At 58.4% G+C, this 20,926-nt stretch carries 21 protein-coding genes and 3 pseudogenes; 15 read left to right on the top strand and 9 right to left on the bottom strand.

The genetic code is table 11. The features are described from left to right. Positions 1–67: 67 nt before the first annotated feature. On the bottom strand, positions 68–1,174 hold the full coding sequence (sfnG, locus tag ALP40_RS04830) for a dimethylsulfone monooxygenase SfnG (protein ID WP_122207130.1): 1,107 nt from the start codon (positions 1,172–1,174) through the stop codon (positions 68–70). A gap of 55 nt (positions 1,175–1,229) precedes the next feature. Here sfnG and ALP40_RS25350 point away from each other — a divergent pair, with 55 nt between their 5' ends. The 7 genes and pseudogenes from ALP40_RS25350 (at position 1,230) to ALP40_RS26025 (ending at position 6,563) form a co-directional block, all read left to right on the top strand. Continuing rightward, positions 1,230–1,415: a hypothetical protein gene (locus ALP40_RS25350; protein WP_147478293.1), complete on the top strand. Its 186-nt coding sequence runs from the start codon at positions 1,230–1,232 to the stop codon at positions 1,413–1,415. Between the two features lie 56 nt (positions 1,416–1,471). Continuing rightward, complete coding sequence (locus ALP40_RS04825) at positions 1,472–1,912, top strand: YqaA family protein (protein ID WP_122207129.1); 441 nt, start codon at positions 1,472–1,474, stop codon at positions 1,910–1,912. A 218-nt stretch (positions 1,913–2,130) separates the two neighbouring features. Beyond that, positions 2,131–2,466 (top strand): hypothetical protein, encoded by a 336-nt coding sequence (locus tag ALP40_RS04820; protein WP_122207128.1) that lies wholly within the window; start codon positions 2,131–2,133, stop codon positions 2,464–2,466. 211 nt (positions 2,467–2,677) lie between these two features. Continuing rightward, positions 2,678–3,163: a flavin reductase family protein gene (locus ALP40_RS04815; protein WP_122207127.1), complete on the top strand. Its 486-nt coding sequence runs from the start codon at positions 2,678–2,680 to the stop codon at positions 3,161–3,163. Between the two features lie 78 nt (positions 3,164–3,241). Next, positions 3,242–4,279 carry an LLM class flavin-dependent oxidoreductase gene (locus ALP40_RS04810; RefSeq protein ID WP_122207437.1) on the top strand — a complete coding sequence of 346 codons (1,038 nt, stop codon included), beginning with the start codon at positions 3,242–3,244 and terminating at the stop codon, positions 4,277–4,279. A gap of 298 nt (positions 4,280–4,577) precedes the next feature. Beyond that, positions 4,578–5,705: pseudogene (locus tag ALP40_RS26030) on the top strand (cache domain-containing protein); the annotation flags it as partial. 90 nt (positions 5,706–5,795) lie between these two features. Then, positions 5,796–6,563 (top strand): methyl-accepting chemotaxis protein, encoded by a 768-nt coding sequence (locus ALP40_RS26025; RefSeq protein ID WP_375139987.1) that lies wholly within the window; start codon positions 5,796–5,798, stop codon positions 6,561–6,563. Positions 6,564–6,776: 213 nt separating this feature from the next. Here the strand turns inward: ALP40_RS26025 and ALP40_RS04800 are convergent, their stop codons facing one another. Further along, positions 6,777–7,676: a LysR family transcriptional regulator gene (locus ALP40_RS04800; protein WP_122207125.1), complete on the bottom strand. Its 900-nt coding sequence runs from the start codon at positions 7,674–7,676 to the stop codon at positions 6,777–6,779. A gap of 110 nt (positions 7,677–7,786) precedes the next feature. Between ALP40_RS04800 and ALP40_RS04795 the strand changes: the two genes are divergently transcribed. Next, positions 7,787–8,662, top strand: a complete 876-nt coding sequence (locus ALP40_RS04795; RefSeq protein ID WP_122207124.1) for an MBL fold metallo-hydrolase — start codon at positions 7,787–7,789, stop codon at positions 8,660–8,662. Between the two features lie 75 nt (positions 8,663–8,737). Here ALP40_RS04795 and ALP40_RS04790 read toward each other — a convergent pair whose 3' ends face one another. Both ALP40_RS04790 and ALP40_RS04785 read right to left on the bottom strand, forming a co-directional pair. Further along, positions 8,738–9,055 (bottom strand): AzlD domain-containing protein, encoded by a 318-nt coding sequence (locus ALP40_RS04790; RefSeq protein ID WP_122207123.1) that lies wholly within the window; start codon positions 9,053–9,055, stop codon positions 8,738–8,740. Further along, positions 9,052–9,753, bottom strand: coding sequence for an AzlC family ABC transporter permease (locus ALP40_RS04785; protein ID WP_122207122.1), 702 nt, complete (start codon positions 9,751–9,753; stop codon positions 9,052–9,054). The genes ALP40_RS04790 and ALP40_RS04785 overlap by 4 nt, the downstream gene beginning before the upstream one ends. 290 nt (positions 9,754–10,043) lie before the next feature. On the opposite strand from ALP40_RS04785, the gene ALP40_RS04780 reads away from it, so the two are divergent. Continuing rightward, positions 10,044–10,442, top strand: a complete 399-nt coding sequence (locus tag ALP40_RS04780) for a hypothetical protein (protein WP_122207121.1) — start codon at positions 10,044–10,046, stop codon at positions 10,440–10,442. A 48-nt stretch (positions 10,443–10,490) separates the two neighbouring features. Then, the gene (locus tag ALP40_RS04775) at positions 10,491–10,973 is read left to right on the top strand and encodes a GNAT family N-acetyltransferase (protein ID WP_122207120.1); all 483 of its coding nucleotides are present in this window, start codon (positions 10,491–10,493) and stop codon (positions 10,971–10,973) included. 72 nt (positions 10,974–11,045) lie between these two features. On the opposite strand, the gene ALP40_RS25715 is transcribed toward ALP40_RS04775, so the two are convergent. The 4 genes and pseudogenes from ALP40_RS25715 to ALP40_RS04760 form a co-directional block, all read right to left on the bottom strand. After that, complete coding sequence (locus ALP40_RS25715) at positions 11,046–11,171, bottom strand: hypothetical protein (RefSeq protein ID WP_122207119.1); 126 nt, start codon at positions 11,169–11,171, stop codon at positions 11,046–11,048. 75 nt (positions 11,172–11,246) lie between these two features. Further along, the gene (locus ALP40_RS04765) at positions 11,247–12,725 is read right to left on the bottom strand and encodes a chemotaxis protein CheW (protein ID WP_122207118.1); all 1,479 of its coding nucleotides are present in this window, start codon (positions 12,723–12,725) and stop codon (positions 11,247–11,249) included. Further along, a pseudogene (locus ALP40_RS26020) lies at positions 12,722–13,189 on the bottom strand (methyl-accepting chemotaxis protein); the annotation flags it as partial. The pseudogene ALP40_RS26020 and the gene ALP40_RS04765, both read right to left, overlap by 4 nt. A 159-nt stretch (positions 13,190–13,348) precedes the next feature. Continuing rightward, positions 13,349–14,788, bottom strand: a pseudogene (locus ALP40_RS04760) (PAS domain S-box protein); the annotation flags it as partial. 877 nt (positions 14,789–15,665) lie between these two features. Here ALP40_RS04760 and ALP40_RS04755 point away from each other — a divergent pair. The 3 genes from ALP40_RS04755 (at position 15,666) to ALP40_RS04745 (ending at position 17,113) form a co-directional block, all read left to right on the top strand. Continuing rightward, positions 15,666–15,842 carry a general stress protein gene (locus tag ALP40_RS04755; RefSeq protein ID WP_122207116.1) on the top strand — a complete coding sequence of 59 codons (177 nt, stop codon included), beginning with the start codon at positions 15,666–15,668 and terminating at the stop codon, positions 15,840–15,842. Positions 15,843–16,065: 223 nt separating this feature from the next. After that, positions 16,066–16,413: a general stress protein gene (locus ALP40_RS04750; RefSeq protein ID WP_122207115.1), complete on the top strand. Its 348-nt coding sequence runs from the start codon at positions 16,066–16,068 to the stop codon at positions 16,411–16,413. Between the two features lie 148 nt (positions 16,414–16,561). Beyond that, positions 16,562–17,113 carry an ATP-dependent Clp protease proteolytic subunit gene (locus ALP40_RS04745; protein WP_122207114.1) on the top strand — a complete coding sequence of 184 codons (552 nt, stop codon included), beginning with the start codon at positions 16,562–16,564 and terminating at the stop codon, positions 17,111–17,113. A 15-nt stretch (positions 17,114–17,128) separates the two neighbouring features. Here ALP40_RS04745 and ALP40_RS04740 read toward each other — a convergent pair whose 3' ends face one another. Continuing rightward, positions 17,129–17,455 carry a hypothetical protein gene (locus ALP40_RS04740; protein WP_122207436.1) on the bottom strand — a complete coding sequence of 109 codons (327 nt, stop codon included), beginning with the start codon at positions 17,453–17,455 and terminating at the stop codon, positions 17,129–17,131. Between the two features lie 587 nt (positions 17,456–18,042). Between ALP40_RS04740 and cyoA the strand changes: the two genes are divergently transcribed. Beyond that, entirely contained in the window at positions 18,043–18,951 is a 909-nt protein-coding gene (cyoA, locus tag ALP40_RS04735) for a ubiquinol oxidase subunit II (RefSeq protein ID WP_122207113.1), read from the top strand. A gap of 1 nt (position 18,952) precedes the next feature. After that, positions 18,953–20,926, top strand: coding sequence for a cytochrome o ubiquinol oxidase subunit I (gene cyoB / locus ALP40_RS04730; protein WP_122207112.1), 1,974 nt, complete (start codon positions 18,953–18,955; stop codon positions 20,924–20,926).

Here is a 20,926-nt window from a genome sequence, read left to right as displayed (position 1 = left end):
AGAGGGACCGTGAGCGCAACGGCTCACGGCGATGGGGCAGGTTCGTTGCGAGGGGGAGCTGGATCGATCAGGCGGTGGCGGCAGCTTTTTCGGGCGTGCGTAGAGAAGCAGCCTCCAGTTCACGCACCAGTGGCAGCACATGTTCGCCAAAGTAGGCGACTTCCTCCTGAAAATGCAGAAAGGCTGACAACACCAGGTCAACGCCGACGGCTTTCAGTTGCACGATGCGCTCGGCAATCTGGCGTGGCGTGCCAATCAGGTTGGTCTTGAAGCCGTCGTTGTACTGGATCAAGTCTTGAAAGGTGGATTTGGCCCAGTTGCCCTCACCTTCCGGACTCGACTTGCCAGCCTGCTTCGCGGCGTCGCCAAAGGCATTGACGGCTTCCGGATCCGCTTTGTCGACGATCTCGGCCAGCACGGCTCGGGCCTCCTCCTCCGTATCCCGGGCGATGATGAACGCATTGACGCCGATCTTCACCGAGTGCCCGTTGGCGGCAGCTTTGGCCCGAATGTCATCGACCTGGGCCTTGATGCCTTCGACGGTATTGCCGTTGGTGAAATACCAGTCCGACACCCGAGCGGCCATGTCCCGCGCGGCCCTGGAGCTGCCCCCTTGAAAGATTTCCGGGTGCGGACGCTGGATCGGCTTGGGCTTGAGGGTGTAATCGTGGAAGCGGTAGAAATCGCCCTTGAACGTGAAGTTGTCGGTGGTCCAGATGCCTTTCAACGCGCGGATGAACTCCTCGGAACGGCGATAGCGCTCATCATGCTCAAGCCAGGGCTCGCCGATGGCGGTGAATTCGCCTTTGAACCAGCCGCTGACGATGTTTACCGCCACGCGCCCGGCGGTGAGCTGATCAATGGTCGCCAACTGTTTGGCGACCACCGAGGGCGTCCAAGGCCCCGGTAGAATCGCGGCGATCACTTTGAGCTTTTCAGTCGCCGCCAGCAGCGCATGACTGAACGCGACCGATTCATGCTGATATTCGGCGCCGTAACCTGCTGTAAAGCGAATCTGAGTCAGAGCGTATTCAAATCCCGACTTTTCGGCGATCTGCGCCAGTTTTCGGTTGTAGTCGATGGTCCAGCTGGTGCGCTGTTCGATCTTGCTCACCACCAGCCCGCCGCTGACGTTCGGCACCCAGTACGCAAATTTAATAGGGGTCTGGCTCATATCGTTACTCCTCTGGCTTCAGGGTCCCGGACACAAGAATCGAGCGGGCTTGGCGATGAGCAACAGAGCAGCAACCGTGCCACCGAAGGTTATTCAAGAAAATCAAAGGGTTGAAGCGTCTCTAACAGCAGACCATCTGTCGGCAGCCGGGCAAGGTGTCGAGCCGGTGTTGCCCAGGCAACAGTTCGTTGCCTTGAAAGCAGGCGGCGACGTGCAACACAATGCTCATTCGGTCTACTGATGGCTCAGACCCGTCCCGCCCTTCGCGAAGGTTCTGCACCCACAAGGCATCTTTCGATGTTCGAGCTTTCAAGCTATTTCGGCCTCTTCATGGCAGCACTGGGTGCGGCGACGTTGTTGCCGATGCAGTCGGAAACCGTGCTGGCCGGCATGTTGGCCAGCAAGGCGTATTCGACCTTGACCCTGTTGTGGGTCGCAACCCTGGGCAATGTACTGGGTTCGATAGTGAACTGGATGCTGGGGCGCTTTATAGAGCGCCTGCGCCACAAGCGCTGGTTCCCGATCAGCCAGACACAGCTACACAAGGCCCAAGGGTTTTATCTGAAGTACGGCTACGGGTCACTGCTTCTGAGCTGGGTGCCCATCATTGGGGATCCGCTCACAGTCATGGCCGGCGTATTGCGCGAACCACTGTGGCGCTTCGTGCTGATCGTCACATTGGCCAAGGGCGCTCGGTATCTGGTGGTGGCGGCTCTGGTGACTCAAGCGTTTGCCTGACGCTCAACAGATTCCGACTAGGCTTCACAGACTGCATCGGCCAAAAACGAATTCAGCCCACTGAAAATAGGGCGACGACGACGGACGGCAGGCTTGGCTGACCACCTGTCTGAAGCGTGATACAAACCCGACGAAATGCATGGCCACTGGCTATTCAACTGCTCAGGCCCAGCGTAGGTTTGGATCCAATGAAGCCTTGTTCATCCGCAGGAGCACTGATGAAATTTCACGCCTGGTGTCTGGCACTCCTCCTCCCCGCTATTTCGGCTCATGCCGAAAGCAAGCCCATATCGATTCCTCACGACCCGGCGGCACAGCACGCGCTGGTGGAAAAGACCGGCGCACTCACTCATCGGATCGTTGTCACCAAGCGAGAAAGTTTGCTGGGCGTGATCTATTCCAAGCGCGTTTACAACTGCGACAACCACACGGTCAATCTGGTGGGTACGGGCGCAACGCTTGAGATCATGGAAAGCGCTCACGCTGTCAGCGGCATGGGACCGGTGATTCCAGATTCCACGTCCGAATACATTCAGAATGAAGCCTGCAGTTAAGTAGCGCCTCTCCAAGCGTTCAGGCTCCTGGACGCTTCCCTCTCTACCGCATTCTTGGGCGACATCAGTCAGCACAATGCAACCTTCTCAGGACGCATTGCGTGATCGCCTGCGCGCTGAACAGACAAAAAACATTTGCACTATTAGTATTACGGTATACCATCAGACAGACAATCATCATGCCTGTCGGCACACCGCGCAGAGGTAGCAAATGATCGACGCAACCGACTACAAGAACGTCATGGCCTCATTTCCGTCGGGTGTCACCGTCATCACCACGCTCAACGACGAGGGCGACGTCGTCGGCCTGACCGCCAGTGCCTTCAGCTCATTGTCGATGGATCCGCCCCTGGTCCTGTTCTGCCCCAATTACAGCTCCGACTCCTACGCCACGTTGATCAAGAGCAAGCGCTTCGCGATTCATCTGCTCTCCGGTTCACAGCAGGAAGAAGCCTACGCCTTCGCCCGCAAAGGCAAACTCAAGGCCGAAGGGATCCAGTGGACGTTGAGCGCGCTGGGCAACCCGCTGCTGAGCAACGCCACGGCGATCATCGAGTGTGAATTGTGGCGCGAGTATGAAGGTGGCGATCACGCGATCATGGTGGGCGCGATCAAGAACCTGATTCAGCCTCAACAACCTGTCGACCCGATGGTGTATTGCCGGGGCAAGATGAGCACCCTTCCCGCGCTGGCCTGATACGCATTTGCTCATACCACTCATTTGAAAATACGAGTGCTGCCACAACCGCACTCCGATCTGATCGAGGTAAGTGTCATGAAATTTTCGCTGTTCGTGCACATGGAACGCTGGGACGAAACCGTCAGCCACCGCCAGCTTTTCGAAGACCTCACCGAGCTCACGCTGATGGCCGAGAAAGGCGGCTTCAGCACAGTCTGGATCGGCGAGCACCACGCGATGGAATACACCATCTCCCCAAGCCCCATGCCGTTGCTGGCGTATCTGGCGGCCAGAACCGAGACCATCCACCTGGGCGCAGGCACCATCATCGCGCCGTTCTGGCACCCGCTGCGGGTTGCAGGCGAATGTGCGCTGCTGGACGTGATCAGTAACGGGCGCATGGAGGTCGGCCTGGCACGCGGTGCCTATCAGGTCGAATTTGATCGGATGGCCGGTGGCATGCCGGCGTCCGAAGGCGGCAAGGCCCTGCGCGAAATGGTCCCAGTGGTGCGAGCCTTGTGGCGAGGCGACTATGCCCACGACGGCGATATCTGGAAATTCCCGACCTCGACCTGCGTGCCCAAGCCCATCAATACGCCGCCAATGTGGATTGCTGCTCGCGATCCGGACTCGCACAACTTTGCGGTGGCGAACGGCTGCAACGTCATGGTCACACCACTGATGAAGGGCGACGAGGAAGTTGTCGACCTGAAGAACAAGTTCGAGGCCGCGCTGGCCAACAACCCAGACGTGCCACGCCCACAACTCATGGTCCTGCGCCATACCCACGTCCACGCCGCAGACGACCCTGAAGGCTGGCAGGTCGGGGCCAAAGCGATCTCGAAGTTTTATCGCACCTTCGATGCCTGGTTCGGCAACAAGCAGACGCCCGTCAACGGCTTCCTCGCGCCGAGCCCTGAAGAGAAATTCGTCGAGCGTCCCGAATTCGCCCTCGAAAGCCTGCACAAGACGGCGATGATCGGCACACCGGAAGAGATCATTCCACGCATCCAGTACTACCAGGAACTGGGCGTCGACGAGTTCAGCTTCTGGTGCGACAACAGCCTGCCGCACGCCGAGAAGAAGAAGTCGCTGGAGCTGTTCATCAAACACGTGGTCCCCGCTTTTCGGTGAGGTTTGCTCCCGCACAGCGCTGTGCCGGGCACAGGTTCAGCGCAAACCGTTCGCCCGGCATTCATGAGCTCGTCGGGCGGCCGGGATCTGCCCTTCGGCTCACGCTGACAGACGCGGAAATCTGACCCAAAACGGCATGTAGCAGCGAACCGGGTCACCACTCTTGATCCAGAAACGACATAAATATCTGTAAGCGCCACCCGCCTTAAAGAATCCTGCGCAGACGCCGACTCGCTAGTGGTAGACCATAAGACAGCGCTCCCGAGTGATGACATGGTTCAACAGACTGCATGGATAAATGCAGCGCCCAACACACGGTAGTAATGGACACTCCGGAGCTCACATGAACATCAAACAGAAATTGACTTGGGCGTTCGCAGTGATTGCGTGCTTGCCCATCATCGTCGTGGCGACGATCGTTGTAGTGAACTTGCGGGACGAAGCGACCAAGGGTTTTGTAGATGGCAGCGGACGCGAAATTCGTCAGGTCGACAATGCCATGCAGTTGTTCTTCGATGGCATCACTCAGAACGTCAACTACATCGCCGCGCATCCGCTGATCGCGGGCGCCAGCGACGACTTCAGAAGTTACATGGGCGCAGCGGCGACGCCTCAGTCGGAGAACGACAGGCAGGCCACCGAGCTGTTCGCCAGCATCGCCAAGGCGCACCCGGCTTATTCCTACGTTTCGTACGGTCTGATCAACGGCACCTACATCATGACGCCGGAAGACCCGCGGATGAGCAACTACGACCCGCGCGTCCGCCCCTGGTACAAGACCGCGATGGCCAATGTCGGCAAGACTGTGCGCAGCGACGCCTATTACTGGGCCGCCGACGACGCGGTGCTGGTCAGCACCATCCGTGCGATACCCAACAAGCTGGGCAACCCCGGCGGCGTGGTCAATATCGACGTGTCGCTCAAGCAGCTGACCAACATCGTCAAGCAGATCAAGCTGGGTGAAAGCGGTTATCTGATGCTGATGGAGAAGAACGGCACGGTACTGGTCGACCCCAAGCAGCCGGAACACAATTTCAAAAAGCTGGGTGAACTGGGTGACGGTTTTGCCGAGCTGGCCAAGACCAGCAGTGGGTTGGTCGAACTCACGCTCAACGGCGAGCGCTACATGGCCAACGTTTACCCGTCCGATCAGTTGGGCTGGAACTTCATTGGCCTGATCAAACAGGACGAAGTGATGGCTTCGGCCACCCGTCTGACCTGGCTGATCGGCATCATCGCTGCCGTGCTGGCACTGGTGTTCGCTATCGTCGGTGCCAGTTTCGCCAGCGTCATCGTGCGCCCGATTCACAGTGTCTCGACCGGGCTTGAAGGCATCGCGGGCGGTGAAGGCGACTTGACCCATAACCTGACAGTGCGCGGCAACGATGAAACCGCACAGCTGGCGGGCTGGTTCAACAAGTTCCTGACCGCGATTCGCAGCCTGATCCAGCACATCGGCCAGGCAGCGCATAAAATTCTCGAAGCGTCACACAGCTCGACCCGTGTTTCCAACGACATGGCCGAAGCCGCAGGTCGTCAGCGCGAAGCGGTGGACATGGTGTCCACGGCGTTCCATGAGATGGTCGCTACCTCCAACGAAGTCGCCCGCTCGTGCAGCCAGGCCGCCGATTCGGCCGACAACGGTCAGCAACAGGCACGCGAAGGTCAGCTTCAGATCGACGATGCCGTGCGCAGCGTGGATCAGTTGAGCGAGGAAATCGCCCGCTCGGCCAAGGACGTGACGCAATTGGAGAAGGACAGCATCGACATCCAATCGATTCTGGCCACCATTCGCTCGATTGCCGAACAGACCAACCTGCTGGCGCTCAACGCCGCCATCGAAGCTGCCCGTGCCGGTGAACAGGGTCGCGGGTTTGCCGTGGTGGCCGATGAAGTCCGGGCGCTCGCCAAGCGCACGGCCGACTCGACTGCCGAGATCGATACGCTGTTGGGCAACCTGGCCAAACGCACCAAGTCCGTGGCACAACAGATGAACGCAAGCCTGGATGTGTCGCAACAGTCGGTCACCAAGATCGGGCAGGCGCGCAGCAGCTTTGGGCAGATCCGTGAGTCGGTGGACGTGATCCGCGACATGAACACCCAGATCGCCACGGCGGCCGAAGAACAGCATCAAGTGGCCGAGGATATTAACCGCCATATCAGCCAGATTCATGGCGATGCACAACTGATCGCCACCCTGTCCGATTCGGCCCGCGCCGACTCCACCAGCCTGGCGTCATTGTCCAACGAGCTGGATGCACTGGTGCGCAAGTTCAAGACGTGATGGCAAAGGCTTTTATAGAAGCCTGCACGAACAGCGCGTGACCTGCTGAGGACACGCGTTGTTATGGGAGACCCCACCCGGTGTTCGCCGTGGCGCTGTCGCGCAGCAAACACCTAGCCGCGTGGGAGGCGGCTTGCCGGCGATCTGCCGGGAACCGTCAGCAAGGCCTGCGCACGCGGTGTTGCGCAGCATGCAATGAGTGCCTCTACCCGCCTACCCGCGCACCAACATCTCCCCCCCAAACCGACCCGACAAAAAGTCCAGCATGGTACGCAAGGTCGCCGATTGATGGTGTCGTGAGGTATAGACCCCATGCATGCCCAGCGAACGAGGCTGGTAATCGGGCATCAGCGCAACAAGCGTTCCGTTGGCAATCAGCGGCGCAGCCGAATGCACCGGCTGCAAGGTGATCCCGGCACCGGCCACGGCGGCCTCAAGCAGCACCACTGAGTCATTGGCGCTCAGATTGCCGCCTACGGGTACGCTCAGCGGTTGCTCGGCGTGGACGAACTCCCAAAGGCTTTTGCCGAAGTAGGAATACGTCAGGCAGTTGTGAGTGCTCAGCGCCTGCGGCCGGTTCGGCGTGCCATGTATGGCCAGATAGCCGGGCGCTGCACAGACGACGGACTCACAGCTCCCCAGGGGACGGGCAATGAGGTTGGGGTCCAGTTGATTGGTGATGCGGATCGCCAGATCGATCCGTTCGCTGACCAGGTCCACCGCCTGATTGCCGATCAGCAGATCCACCGAAGTCCCCGGATAACGTCGCAGGTAAGCCGTCACTGCCGGTGCCAACACCGCCTGCGCCAATGACTGCGAGCAGGCGATTCGCAACATTCCGCGTGGCTCGTCCACCTGCGTGTCGGCAGCCAGCGGCACGGCGTCGGCCAGTTCAAGCAGCTGCCGACACCGAGCCAGGGTCACCTGACCAGGGGCCGTCAGACCCAGCTTGCGGGTGGTGCGGTGCAGCAAGCGTGCACCCGCCCAGGTTTCCATTTGCGCCAGATACCGCGTAACCATCGCCCGGGACATGTCCAGCGACTCGGCGGCCGCGACCAAGCTGCCACGCTCGTTGATGGCCACGAACACCCGAGCTGCCACGATGCGATCCATGATTCGTCCGATTCAAGCAATTGATAGTTGCCGATAGTGAGGCTTTTGTTTCACTTCAAGCAACTTAAGATAAGGCCACTTCCGTTCTGCCACTCGAAAAGGTCGTTCCCATGCTGCGCCGTGCCCTGCTCGCCCTCTCCTTCGCCACCCTTTTGCCGCTCGCCGCTCAAGCGGCCGATCCGCTGAAGATCGATGTCTACAACCCGGCCGAAAAGGCCATCTTCCCGGTTTCATCCGAACTGATCATCGGCCAGCATGACGCCGTGCTGATCGATGCCCAGTTTCAGCGCAATGACGCCCAGGCGCTGGTACAGAAGATCAAGGCCAGCGGCAAGAAGCTCACCACGGTTTACATCAGCCACAGTGACCCGGACTACTACTTCGGTCTGGACGTTATCCAGGCGGCCTTCCCTGAGGCCAAAATTGTCGCCAGCGAACCGACAGTGAACGCCATCAAGGCCTCGATGCAAGGCAAGCTGGCGTACTGGGGTCCTATCCTGAAAGACAACGCGCCAGCCAAACTGGTCTTGCCTGAAGTGCTCAAGGGAAATCATCTGACGCTGGAAGGTCAGCCGTTGCAAATCAAAGGGCTGGATAGCGCGGCTCCGGAACGCAGCTACGTGTGGATTCCCTCGCTCAAGACGGTTGTCGGTGGCGTTGTGGTGTCCAGCGGCATTCATGTCTGGGTCGCCGACACCCAGACGCCGAAATCCCGCCAGGACTGGCTCGCCACCCTCAAGGGCATCGAAGCGTTGAAGCCGGCCACCGTCATTCCAGGCCATTACCTGGGCCAGGTGCCTGAAGGGACCAAAGCCGTCACGTTTACCGCTGACTACCTCAGGTCTTTCGAAGAGAACGCCACTAAGGCCAAGGACTCCGCAGCGCTGATCGACGCCATGCACAAAGCCTGGCCGCAACTGGCCGAGCCCGGTTCGCTGGAAATGAGCGCGAAGGTCATCAAGGGTGAGATGAAATGGCCAAACTGAGGTGATATTCGGTCGACGGCTTTAAACCAGGCAGGCCTGCGCTCGCAAGGCCGGCCTCATTGGCGACACCGCATGCTACAGGGCAAACCACCAGCGAAACCCGTAGAAGCAAGCCATGCCGAGCACCACGCTGGTCAGGACTCGCCGGGTCCAGAGCATCAATGCGATGGTACACAGGGCGCCCAGCAAATAAGGGTTGGTCAGGCTCAGTTCGAGCTGATGTTCAGGCAGAAAGATGATCGGCCCACAAATCGCGGTCAGCATGCCTGGCACTGCAAATCCTAGAAAATCCCGTGCGTTGCGCCCAAGGGTGAACGGCAGGCGCGGCTCCAGAAACAGGTAGCGATTGAAAAACACTGCCAACCCCATTCCGATGATCACGACGAACATCATGATGCCCCCTGCCCCAGTGCGCGCTTGCAGACGAAGCCGGCCGTCATGCCCGCTATTCCCGCCAAGACCAGCGCAGCACTCAACTGCCAGTAGCTGAACAGCACTGAACAAAACAGTGAAACGGCCACACAGACCACCACCGGCACACTGCGCACCAGTGGGGTGACCAGGGCAATAAACGTAGCGATGATCGAGAACTCCAGCCCCAAATGTTCCAGCCCCGGAATACTGTTACCCAGCACGATGCCTACAAACGTGAACAGGTTCCAGAGCAGGTAGAACGTCAGCCCGACCCCGAGCGCGAACCAGCGATTGAAGGATGCCCCGCCGTGCTGACTGTTGAGGGCAAAGAACTCATCGGTCAGCAAAAAGCCCAGACTCAGTCGCCAGCGCAGCGGCAAGCTGGAGAGTGTCGGGCGCATGTGCAGTCCATAAAGCAGGTGCTGGGAAGTCAGTAGCAGGGTCGTCAGCAGAATCGAACCGATGCCCGCCCCGCTTTTCAGCATACCGATGGCAACCAGTTGCGCAGCGCCAGCAAACACGATGGCGGATAAACCCTGGCTCTCCAGCGGCGTCAGATTGGCTTCCAGCGCCAGCGACCCGGCCAGCAGCCCCCAAGGCGCACACGCCAGCGACAGTGGCATGACCGCAATGGCACCTTGGCTAAACGCCTGATAAGGCGATGAATAACGAAACATGAAAACCCGCACGACCGATGATGGGGGAGCAACTTTCGCAGAAACCCGGCCGGGCGTCTCGGACATTCTTGCGCACGTCAGCACACTGCGCGCTCAGTGTTCTGCATACGCCTTGGGGGTTAGACCGTTGCAGCCGGTGTTGCCCATGCCTTTGACGCAGCGCTGTCTCGCAGCCAACATCGTTCCGCTCCGGCACCATTACGTTTCTTCGGTGCTCAGTCGCCTGCGTCACGACAGATGGCCTGAAACACCTATGGTCAGAGGCCTCACACAATGGCTATGCTGCGCCGATGAATGCTCCCCTTACCGTCCGAAACCCCTGTCCTCCCGGAGCCTGCGATTGCGAGTGGGAACGGCTGGATGCGCCGGATGCCGACAGGCGAGTGCTGCTGCTGACTCGCGATGAAGAACGGCGCCTACTGGAACGCCTCGAACGCGTCACCAGCCTGAACGACCTTGAGCATGTTCTGTACAAAGTCGCTGAACAGTTGGGTGTCTACGTGGGCGTGGAACCGGGCGTCAACGAGGTGCGGACCATGCGCGGCATCAACATCGTGGTCCAACACAAGACCGGTTTATGCCGCAAGACTCGCCAGTCGATCCCCACCGCCATCCGCCGGGCCCTGGAAGCCAACCCACAGATCGCCTGGCAATTGCTCAACGCCAACGACCTGCTGCGTGATGCCTGAGTAGCGAATCGACTATCATGACGCGCCCACTCGCCAAGGAAAGTCTTCGTGCCCCTCGACATTCGTCCTGCTACTGCCGCCGACACCGGTCAAATCCTGGCCTTCATTACCGAACTTGCGATCTATGAGCGGGCCGGTCATGAAGTCAAGGCCAGCGCAGAGGACATTCAGCGCTCACTGTTTGCCGAAAACGCGCCCGCCAAGGCGCTGATTTGCCTGCACGATGGCGTCCCCATCGGTTACGCCGTGTACTTCTACAGCTATTCCACCTGGCTGGGACGCAACGGCGTGTACCTGGAGGACCTCTACATCACGCCGCAGCACCGCAGCGTCGGTGCTGGCCGCGCGCTGCTACGCCACATCGCTCGCGAAGCGGTGGCCAACGATTGCGGTCGTCTGGAGTGGAGCGTGTTGGACTGGAACGAGCCGGCCATCCAGTTCTATGAAGCCATCGGTGCAGCACCGCAGGATGAGTGGGTGCGGTATCGAATGGAAGGCCCTGTGCTGCGCGATTTCGCAGCGGGCGCATGAACGCCGGCAGCCGTAAACGAAAACGAAAACGCCCGACCTGTTATAGGCCGGGCGTTTTTGATGGCGCGTATTTCAGCACACACCGGGCGGAATGCCATCCTTGTTGAAGTCCTTCAGGCGTTCCTTTTCCTCGGGTGTCGAGTGCGCAGGCACATCGTCGTCAGGCTCCGGTTTCTTCTCGTCTTTCTGGTCGGTCATTGTCCGATGCTCCACAGGTGGCTGTTCACATAAGGCCACGTGTGCAGCAATCGGTTCAGATTGATTCATACCGCATCAAGCAACTGCACGCGGCTCGACACTGCGTTCCAGTTGTCGGGCGACACCCTGTAGGTCCAGTAGCGTCAGACGCCAACTGCGTTCAGCGCTGCCGACACTGACCAATGAACGCGCCCGGTCATTGACCGATACTTCCTTGCCCAGGTTGGTCTGCCAGCCCTGATCGAGCATGGCGGGGTCGAACTGATTGAACGCATCGATCGAATCCACACGACTCACGGCGAAACCAAAACATAGACGTTCGCCACGCACGATCAGCACCCGAGAGGTTTCGCTCTGAGCGGGCGGCGTCTCCCCGAGCAAGCTGCTCAGGCAGATCAGCGGCACCTGCTCACCGCGCAGATTGAACTGCCCCAGCAAATGGGTCGAGGGCTGGGCCAGACCGATCAACCGGTCGGGCACGGCAAGAATCTCGACGATCTGACTCAATGGCGCCACGAAGCGGGTCGGCGCGTCGAACAACAGGCAGGCGTGGCGCAGCATCGCCTTGGTGACATCGTGGGAGGCCTGAGCGGGTTGCACATCGTTCTGATAGACCTTGGTGTAACTCGTGACCTCGGGCCGCTGTAGCAACTGCAGATGATCGAGCAGCAACGCCTGCTCGCCGTCCTGAAGGTTCATCACGCCTGCGAACAGCTTGGGATGCGGCAAACCATACGCGGGCACCGCCAACAGGCTGTCGGGGTCCTGGCGATGGATCGCCACCATCCGGTCGTAGCCGAATCCGCATACGCGGCCATCCGGCGCGGTCAGCAACAACAACTGGGGCTTGGCTGCTTGACGCACATGGTCCAGCCCCAAGACTTCAGAGAGGTTAAGCGCCGGCACCTTTGTACCCCGTACCGACGTCACGCCGAAACAGCAGTCGCTGCCGAAATCCGAGGCGCTGATCTCAGGCCCGTCCACCAGTTCGGTGACCACGCTGGCATCGATGCAGAAGTGGCGGCCGTCACACTCGAAGACCAGGTAATGCAGCAAGCGACGTTTGGCCGCCTGGGCTTCTTCCTTGAGCAACTGTGCATGCTGATCCGCCGCAAACATGACGCACGGCAGGCTGGCCAGAACCTGCAAGTCCAGTTTGTAGATCATGCGCGACTCTTCGCTGCTCAACAGCAACTCCGGCAACAATCCGGTACGGGAACCTTGCGGCCCTATCGAGCAGAACTGCGCATCGCGCGCCTTGAGAATGTCGCACACCGCATGGATCGCAAGCCCCAGGTAGCCAGCACCGAACTTCAGGATGGCCACCAACGGCGTGACGGCCGACGCGTCGGTGCCTTCGGCAAGCTGGCCGCGTAAATCGACCAGCGGTACGGGCTTGCCACGCAACGTAAATACCCCCAGCAGCGCCCCGCGTGTAAGCGGATGCGGCTGCAAATCGGTCGGCCAATGCACCGCTTCCATCAGTGCATCGGCGGTCACGGCCAGGTACGTGCCGTTTATCTGCACCACACCGTAGGCCTTCACGTCGTTCATGCAGGCTGCCCTAAGGATATTTTTTCCATCGCTTCGGTGTTGCTGTTCGAATTGGTCTTGTGCAGTTCGATAATCAGCGATTCGACTTCCTGAGCAGAGATGCGCTGTTTCTCGGTGGCCGTATTGATTCCGTCAATCGCCTGGGTCGTCTGCATCACACCCTCGACAATGTGCTCGAATGCCTCACCCGCACTGCGGGAGATTTCGTTGCCCGACTCGATCCGTCCCACCGTCTCAAGGATCAACTTGTTGATCTCCTTGGTGGCCCGCGACGACTTCTCGGCCAGCTTGCGCACCTCATCGGCAACCACCGAGAAACCCAGGCCGTGCTCACCCGCGCGCGCCGCTTCGATGGCCGCGTTGAAGGCGAGCATGTTGGTCTGGCTGGCGATTTCGCTGATGACCTGAACGATGTCCTGAATGCCTTCCGCCGATTTGGCGATCATGCTCATCGCTTCTGACGCCTTGCCCAGCGTCTGCGATCCACGGCTGGCCTGGTCGCGGGTCAACCTGGCCAGTTCGGTGGCCGTGTCGGTGCTTTGCGCCACGTAGGCAATGGCGTTCATCAGCGTATTGACCGACTCGCGCATTGCCAGGGTCTTGGCCTCGATGGCTTGCTCGATTTCGACCTGACGGGTGATATCGGTGGCGAACTTGACCACTTTGAACGGCTTGCCTTCGTGATCGAAGATCGGGTTGTAGGTCGCCTGAATCCAGATGTGCTGGCCGTACTTGCTCAGGCGCATGAAGCGTCCCGAGAAGAACTCGCCCTGCCCCAGCCCATGCCAGAACTCGCGATAAGGCGTGCTGCGCACATACTCCTCTTCGCAAAAGATCCGGTGATGCTGGCCCTTGAGCTCCTGCATCCCGTAACCCATCGCCTTGAGGAAGTTGGGGTTGGCGGTGAGGATATTACCGGCCATGTCGAATTCTATGACCGCTTGGGCACGGTCGATCGCCGTGACTTTGCCTTTGTCCTCGACACTGCTTTCCTTGGCGTCGGTGACGTCCAGGGCGAACTTGACGATCTTGTACGCGTTGCCCTGAGCGTCGAAAATCGGGTTGTAGGTGGCCTGGATCCAGATCTCTTTGCCGTCCTTGCGCTTGCGCTTGTATTCGCTGGCGTCGTATTCACCACGGCCGAGTTTCTCCCACAGCTCACGATAGCCAAGGCTGCTGATGAACTCCTCGCAACAGAACATGCGGTGGTGTTCGCCCACGATTTCGCTCAGGTCGTAACCAAATACGTTCAGAAAGTTGCGATTGGCCGTCAGAACCTTACCGGTCAGGTCGAACTCGATCACGGCCTGAGAACGCTCGATGGCAGTGACCTTGCCAGCCTGTTCGGCCTGGCGCGCACGGCTTTCCGTCACGTCGTTGGCGAACTTGACGACCTTGTACGGACGACCTTCCGGGTCAAGGATGGGGTTGTAGGTGGCGCTGATCCACAACTCGCGACCGCCCTTGCCGACACGCTTGTACTCGCCCGAATCATATTCGCCACGCTCAAGCTTGGCCCAGAAAGCACGGTAGGCCGGGCTGTTGAGGTACTCGTCGTCGCAAAACATGCGGTGATGCTGGCCCTGAACTTCGTCGAGGCGATAGCCCAGAATCGCCAGAAAGTTTTCATTGGCGCTGAGCACCCGACCGTTCAGGTCGAACTCGATCACGGCCTGCGAGCGTTCAATGGCCGCCACCTTGCCTTCGTACTCGGCATTGGTTTTGCGCTGATGGGTCACATCGGTCGCGAACTTCACGACTTTGAACGGGTTACCCTGTTCGTCGAACACAGGGTTGTAGGTGGCCTGCAACCAGATTTCCTTGCCGCCCTTGCCCAACCGTTTGTACTGACCTTTTTCGAAGGCGCCCTCACCCAGCGTTTTCCAGAACGTGGCGTATTCAAGGCTGGAAGCGTGGTCAGGGGTGCAGAAAATTCGGTGGTGACGCCCCTGAATCTCGTCCAGCCGATACCCCACGGAGTCCAGGAAATTGGTATTGGCGTGCAGGATATTGCCTTCGAGATCGAACTCGATCATCGCCTGCGACCGATCAATGGCTGCCATTAGCGAGTGGAGGTCCAACTGCACCCCGGTTGTGTCCTTAGGGGTACTTACAGTTGTGGTCGACATGAAAAGTGCTCAGAAAGTGAAAGCAGTGATTAAAAGTGGTACGCGCTGGTATTCGCAGGCCAGGCAAACCTCCACGACACGTGTGACGTTGCTGCCTGCCTGGCAAAACGGGTAATCGTATTTCTCAATGAATCCGATAGCGCTGCGATACCGCTGCAGCCACCAGAATCAGCGATGAGCGGCAAACGAGACTGCTACTGCACCTTAGTATGTACAGATTGCGCCCCACGCCACTAGTTCGCCACTACCAATGATCGGATGCCGTGTTCCGTGTTGGGCCATCAGGAAAAAAGCCAGATAACCAGGGCAACCGCCCCGGCCCAGGCGAGAGTGAGCAGGAAAGAAAGCCCTGCCAGACGCGGATCCATGTGCCTCCCGAACGTGACAGAACAAGTGCCTGAAAAAAAATAACGCCTAGATACGTGTGCGAGGCTGACGTGGATCACGGGGCCGAAGAATATTTTTCCGTGTTACGGGACGTAGTGGTACGACCTTGCGTCGTTACCAATAGGAATCCGTGGCTGCATCCAACTCTTCTCTGCCCGTGTGACGTTGCCGCTTCCCACAAGAGGTGGCCTATAAAATAAATGAAAAGTGCAACAGGTATCGACGCAGGGCGTTCCGTTATCAAAGTTGTACAACTTCACCTGCACGGTGGGTTACTTGTACACAGCTATTACAACTACTGCCGTTCATCCGGCCAGCAAAAAATAGTAAAAGCATTCTGCGTCTGGCACGTATCGGAGTAGATGTCCGTTGCAATAAACGGATGTAAACCTCAAGCACCCTTATTTGATACTGGAGAGCCATCATGACGACAGGTAATAAAAACCCGGGCAACTTTGCCAATGATCGCGAAAAGGCATCGGAAGCAGGTAAGAAAGGAGGACAGGCATCGGGCGGCAACTTTGCCAATGACAGAGAAAAAGCATCCGAGGCCGGTAAAAAAGGTGGACAGCACAGTCACGGTGGTGGCCGCCAGTCTTGATTGACTAACGGCTTATCACGTTCCGGATGTGATGGCGTAGTTGTTGCCTTTTCCGAACAAAGGCTTCGCAGTTCCTGATCAGTACTGCACGCTATTGCCATAGAGACACGTCCGGAACCCTGCGCGATCGATCAGACCGTTGCAGGTCGTGCGCCCAGGACTCAGGCAATCGACTCCGATTGTTGACTTGTACACAACTGCAACTTCCATGAGGTATCAGAACATGGCACAAGATAAACAAGGCGGCATGAGCGTAAACGAAGCGGGTAAAAAAGGTGGGGAAGCCACTTCCGCCAGCCACGATAAAGAGTTCTATCAAGAGATCGGCAGCAAGGGCGGCCAAAACAGTGGCGGCAACTTCAAGAACGATCCTGAGCGTGCCGCCGAGGCGGGCAGCAAAGGCGGTCAAAACAGCGGTGGCAACTTCAAGAACGACCCTGAACGTGCTGCAGAAGCGGGCAGTAAAGGCGGTCAAAACAGCGGCGGCAACTTTGCCAATGACCGTGAAAAAGCCTCCGAAGCGGGACGCAAGGGAGGCCAGAACAGCCACGGTGGTGGAGGAAATAGCTAAGCTTGCAGGATGAACGTGAGGGATCACCTTTCCTCTATTCTTCATGATCGCCCGGCGGACACGGCGGCTTCACTGCACCGCATTCGCCGGGCGATCCTTTGCCAGCTTTTCAGAGCGAATACAGGCAGCAATCATCTGAAGGTGCGCCATGACCTTACACGTCATCAATTTCACCGGCCCTATCAACGCATCGACCTGCGGGCAGCTCATCGATAAAGCCGCACTGGCCGTACAGCGTAAAGCCACCGGGCTGAGGGTCAATATCGCAACGATGGGGGGCGAAAGCAGCTACGGATTCACCATGTACAACTTTCTGCTGACACTCCCCATCCCTCTGCACACCCATAATCTTGGCACGGTCGAATCGATGGGTAATATCGTGTTCCTCGCAGGGCAACGCAGAACGGCTTGCGAACACAGCAAGTTCCTGTTTCATCCGTTCCACTGGTACTTAAACGGCTCGGTCGATCACGCACGCATGTCTGAATACGCCATGAGCCTGGATTATGACCTTCACTTATATGCACGTATTGTTGGCGAACGCACTGAAGATGCGCAGCAAACGCTGGAGATCGAGAAGTACCTGACCGCTGCGCCCAGGATTCTCGATCCCGCACAGGCGAAGGCAGCCGGAATGATTCACGCGATAGAAGCGCCTGAACTGCAAGGCGACTTCGTCATCCACGCCGTCTACTCATGACGGGCCTGATAAAAGTCAATCTTCCTCATCGTCGTCATCACGGTCGGCGCGGTCAGCACAGGGCAGCCGCCCAGACTCCCCACCAGCAATGCGCTCGGCCTGATCCCGGCCTCGTTTCATGGCATCCGGGACGGTCCATTCGGCAGCGGGCAGTTTTGTGGTTCGTTTGGCGACAGTGTGCCCGTCCGCCCCATACACGCACACCACCAACTCAATATCGCCTTCCGGCAACTCGTGAGCACAGACATTGGCTTTACACCCATTTTCCAGATCGCGCTCGTAACTTTTCTCGGTCACAGGATTGTCAGGCGGCGCGGCAGAAGTTGATGCTTTATTGAACATATTGCCCTCCAAAAACGCTATGGCATACAAGACCCACTCGTTCAGCATATGAAACTTACGCCTGCCTGCCAGAGGGGGCCGACCAAAGGTAATAACGTCGCTTCGTTAGTTAGACCACTCGTCGACTTTCGGGCATTTTTTTAAAACCAAGCCACACTTGCCCCTTCAAACAGGTTGGTAGCCAGATACGCAGTCGGCATGAATAATGGCAAAAGGCTGTGCTTTACGCGCGTGGCCGGGAGTCCCTAAATGTCGCATCCTTCGCACTATGAGCGCTATAACCGCTCCGCCTCTACAGCCTCTACACAGGCAGACAAAGTGTATGAGCGCTTTTCGGAAAACTCGGGTAATCGGGCAACTAATGCCGGGCAGCCGGAAGGCCAGCGTTATCGATCCTGCGCCCTGCAGCCCGAGGAAAACTTCGAATGCATGGAGCGACGGGACCCTGTTGCCCGGTAATTACCAGGTCTTATCAGACGTCCTGCAGTTGTTCAGTCAGTTCATACCCGGTGGCAGATTCATCTGCCGCCCGTGATGGCAAAAGACTAGCAACCGGTTTTTTATTTGAAGCGTAAGGAAGAGCGTCAATGCGAACTACCAAGCATTGTCTTTTATTGTTCATTGCCCTGTTGATGTCTGGCTGTAACTGGGTGATTTTCAACCCCAAAGGGCAGATTGCCATTGAAGAGCGCAATCTGATCATTCTGGCCACCGTCCTGATGCTGTTGGTGGTGATTCCGGTCATCTTCATGACCTTTCTGTTCGCTTACAAGTACCGGGCGACCAACAAAAAAGCCCAGTACTCGCCTCGCTGGGCCAGTTCTCACAAGATCGAAGCGGTGGTCTGGGGCGTTCCGCTGATCATTATTATCATCCTGGGCTGGGTCACTTGGGTCACCACCCACAAACTGGATCCTTACCGGCCCATCGAATCCGACAACCCGCCGCTCAATGTTCAGGTCGTCGCGATGGACTGGAAATGGCTGTTCATCTACCCGGACCTGGGCATCGCCACCGTGAATGAACTGGCCATGCCGGTGCATACACCTGTGAGTTTCACGGTAACGTCCGACGCCGCCATGAACTCGTTCTTCATCCCGGCGCTGGGCGGGCAGATCTACGCGATGGCCGGGATGCAGACCAAATTGCACCTGATCGCCAACCAGCCAGGCCAATACCGGGGTTTCTCTGCCAACTACAGCGGCCAGGGCTTTTCCGACATGCATTTCAGCACGCTGGCCACCACGCCGGCCGAATTCGAGGCCTGGGTGAACAAGGTCAAGGGCACGTCCGGAGCACTTGATCAATCGGCCTACAAGGCACTGGCCATTCCCACGCACGGGTATGACATCACCTACTACTCGTCTGTCGATCAGCAGTTGTTCAAGACCATCGTCGACAAGTACGAGGGGATGAACAAAGCCAAAAAAACGATACCGGAGCCTGTGGCTGCCGAAGACGCCGATGACCGGAATACGATGACGAAGGAGCGCTGAGATGTTCGGAAAACTGTCCTGGGATGCCATCCCGCTTCATGAACCCATCGTCATGTACACCTTGGGTGTGGTTGGACTTATTGCCATTGGGATGATCGGCTCGATTACCTGGAAAGGTGCCTGGGGTTACCTGTGGCGGGAATGGTTCACCTCGGTGGATCACAAGAAGATTGGCTGCATGTACATCATCGTGGCGCTGGTCATGCTGCTGCGCGGTTTCTCCGACGCCATCATGATGCGTACCCAACAAGCGATGGCCGCTGATGGCGGACCGGGCTATCTGCCGCCTGAGCACTACGACCAGATCTTCACCGCACACGGCGTCATCATGATCTTTTTCATGGCGATGCCCTTTATGGTCGGCTTGCTGAATATCGTGGTGCCACTGCAGATCGGTGCCCGTGACGTGGCCTACCCGTTTCTCAATGCGTTGAGCTTCTGGCTGTTCGTCGTAGGCGCTGCGCTGGTGAATATTTCACTGGGTGTGGGAGAGTTCGCACGGACGGGCTGGGTGGCCTACCCTCCGCTGTCAGAGCTGGGGTACAGCCCCGGGGTCGGCGTGGACTATTACATCTGGTCGTTACAGATATCAGGGATAGGGACGCTGCTGACGGGGCTCAATTTTTTCGTCACGATCCTGAAAATGCGCACCACAGGCATGACGCTGTTCAAGATGCCGGTATTCACCTGGACGGCGCTATGCACCTCGATCCTGATCCTGGCCGCCTTTCCGATCCTGACCGCCACGCTGTTCATGCTGACCCTGGACCGCTACCTGGGCATGCACTTCTTCACCAGCGAAGCCGGCGGCAACCCCATGATGTACGTGAACCTGATCTGGGCCTGGGGGCATCCGGAGGTCTACATCCTTATCCTGCCCGCCTTCGGTATCTTTTCCGAGATCGCGGCCACGTTCAGCAGCAAACGCCTGTTCGGCTACAAATCGCTGGTGTGGGCGACCATTGTGATCACCGTGCTGTCGTTCATCGTCTGGCTGCACCATTTTTTCACGATGGGCGCAGGAGCCAACGTCAACGCGTTCTTCGGCATCATGACAATGATCATCGCCGTGCCGACGGGCGTGAAGATCTTCACTTGGCTGTTCACCATGTACCGCGGCCGGGTGCGCTTCGAAACACCCATGCTCTGGACCATCGGCTTCATCGTGACCTTCAGCATCGGCGGCATGACCGGCGTGCTGCTGGCCGTACCCGGCGCAGACTTCCTGTTGCACAACAGCCTGTTCCTGGTCGCCCACTTCCATAACGTGATCATCGGCGGCGCAGTGTTCGGCTACATGGCGGGCCTCACGTACTGGTTCCCCAAAGCGTTCGGTTTCAGGCTTAACGACAGACTCGGGCGTCTCTCCTTCTGGTGCTGGATCGTCGGTTTCTACTTCGCCTTTATGCCGTCCTACGTACTGGGCTTCATGGGCATGACACGACGTCTCAATCACTTCGACAATCCGGAATGGGCGCCTTGGCTGATGCTGGAGCTGATCGGCGTGGCGATCATTTTGGTTGGGGTTGCCGGGCAAGCCTTGCAGTTGTTCGTCAGTATCCGTCACCGCCACAAGACCCGAGACACCACGGGCGACCCTTGGGATGCCAGAACCCTGGAATGGGCGACGGCATCCCCTCCCCCCGTCTACAACTTTGCCGAGCAGCCCAAAGTCGACGATCTGGACGCTTACTGGGGCATGAAAGAACGCGGCGTCAGTACGCTCAGCCATACCGACTACCGGGCCATCCACATGCCGCGCAATACACCTGCCGGGCTGGTCATCAGCCTGTTCGCGCTGATCGCAAGCTTCGCGCTGGTCTGGCATATATGGTGGCTGGCCGCGTTCGGCCTGGTCGCTTCGGTGGTCACGATGGTCATTCGCAGTAACAACGATGACATCGACTATTTCATCCCGGCGCGCGAGGTGGCAGACATCGAACAGGCGCGACTCAAAGCATTGGCGGAGGCCTGA

The sequence above is a fragment of the Pseudomonas viridiflava genome (genome assembly GCF_003702045.1).
Lineage (GTDB): Bacteria > Pseudomonadota > Gammaproteobacteria > Pseudomonadales > Pseudomonadaceae > Aquipseudomonas > Aquipseudomonas viridiflava_C.
This window is presented reverse-complemented; position numbering and strand designations above follow the sequence as displayed.

Excerpts from the sequence above, each read along its gene's own strand:
- ALP40_RS04740 (WP_122207436.1), bottom strand. The coding sequence starts at position 17,455 with ATGTTCAATAAAGCATCAACTTCTGCCGCGCCGCCTGACAATCCTGTG.
- ALP40_RS04820 (WP_122207128.1), top strand. The coding sequence starts at position 2,131 with ATGAAATTTCACGCCTGGTGTCTGGCACTCCTCCTCCCCGCTATTTCG.
- ALP40_RS25715 (WP_122207119.1), bottom strand. The coding sequence starts at position 11,171 with ATGACCGACCAGAAAGACGAGAAGAAACCGGAGCCTGACGACGATGTG.
- ALP40_RS04825 (WP_122207129.1), top strand. The coding sequence starts at position 1,472 with ATGTTCGAGCTTTCAAGCTATTTCGGCCTCTTCATGGCAGCACTGGGT.
- ALP40_RS04780 (WP_122207121.1), top strand. The coding sequence starts at position 10,044 with ATGAATGCTCCCCTTACCGTCCGAAACCCCTGTCCTCCCGGAGCCTGC.
- ALP40_RS04765 (WP_122207118.1), bottom strand. The coding sequence starts at position 12,725 with ATGAACGACGTGAAGGCCTACGGTGTGGTGCAGATAAACGGCACGTAC.
- ALP40_RS04755 (WP_122207116.1), top strand. The coding sequence starts at position 15,666 with ATGACGACAGGTAATAAAAACCCGGGCAACTTTGCCAATGATCGCGAA.
- ALP40_RS04745 (WP_122207114.1), top strand. The coding sequence starts at position 16,562 with ATGACCTTACACGTCATCAATTTCACCGGCCCTATCAACGCATCGACC.
- ALP40_RS04795 (WP_122207124.1), top strand. The coding sequence starts at position 7,787 with ATGCTGCGCCGTGCCCTGCTCGCCCTCTCCTTCGCCACCCTTTTGCCG.
- cyoA (WP_122207113.1), top strand. The coding sequence starts at position 18,043 with ATGCGAACTACCAAGCATTGTCTTTTATTGTTCATTGCCCTGTTGATG.
- ALP40_RS04810 (WP_122207437.1), top strand. The coding sequence starts at position 3,242 with ATGAAATTTTCGCTGTTCGTGCACATGGAACGCTGGGACGAAACCGTC.
- ALP40_RS04750 (WP_122207115.1), top strand. The coding sequence starts at position 16,066 with ATGGCACAAGATAAACAAGGCGGCATGAGCGTAAACGAAGCGGGTAAA.
- cyoB (WP_122207112.1), top strand. The coding sequence starts at position 18,953 with ATGTTCGGAAAACTGTCCTGGGATGCCATCCCGCTTCATGAACCCATC.
- ALP40_RS26025 (WP_375139987.1), top strand. The coding sequence starts at position 5,796 with ATGGCCGAAGCCGCAGGTCGTCAGCGCGAAGCGGTGGACATGGTGTCC.
- ALP40_RS04790 (WP_122207123.1), bottom strand. The coding sequence starts at position 9,055 with ATGATGTTCGTCGTGATCATCGGAATGGGGTTGGCAGTGTTTTTCAAT.
- ALP40_RS25350 (WP_147478293.1), top strand. The coding sequence starts at position 1,230 with ATGAGCAACAGAGCAGCAACCGTGCCACCGAAGGTTATTCAAGAAAAT.
- ALP40_RS04815 (WP_122207127.1), top strand. The coding sequence starts at position 2,678 with ATGATCGACGCAACCGACTACAAGAACGTCATGGCCTCATTTCCGTCG.
- ALP40_RS04800 (WP_122207125.1), bottom strand. The coding sequence starts at position 7,676 with ATGGATCGCATCGTGGCAGCTCGGGTGTTCGTGGCCATCAACGAGCGT.
- sfnG (WP_122207130.1), bottom strand. The coding sequence starts at position 1,174 with ATGAGCCAGACCCCTATTAAATTTGCGTACTGGGTGCCGAACGTCAGC.
- ALP40_RS04785 (WP_122207122.1), bottom strand. The coding sequence starts at position 9,753 with ATGTTTCGTTATTCATCGCCTTATCAGGCGTTTAGCCAAGGTGCCATT.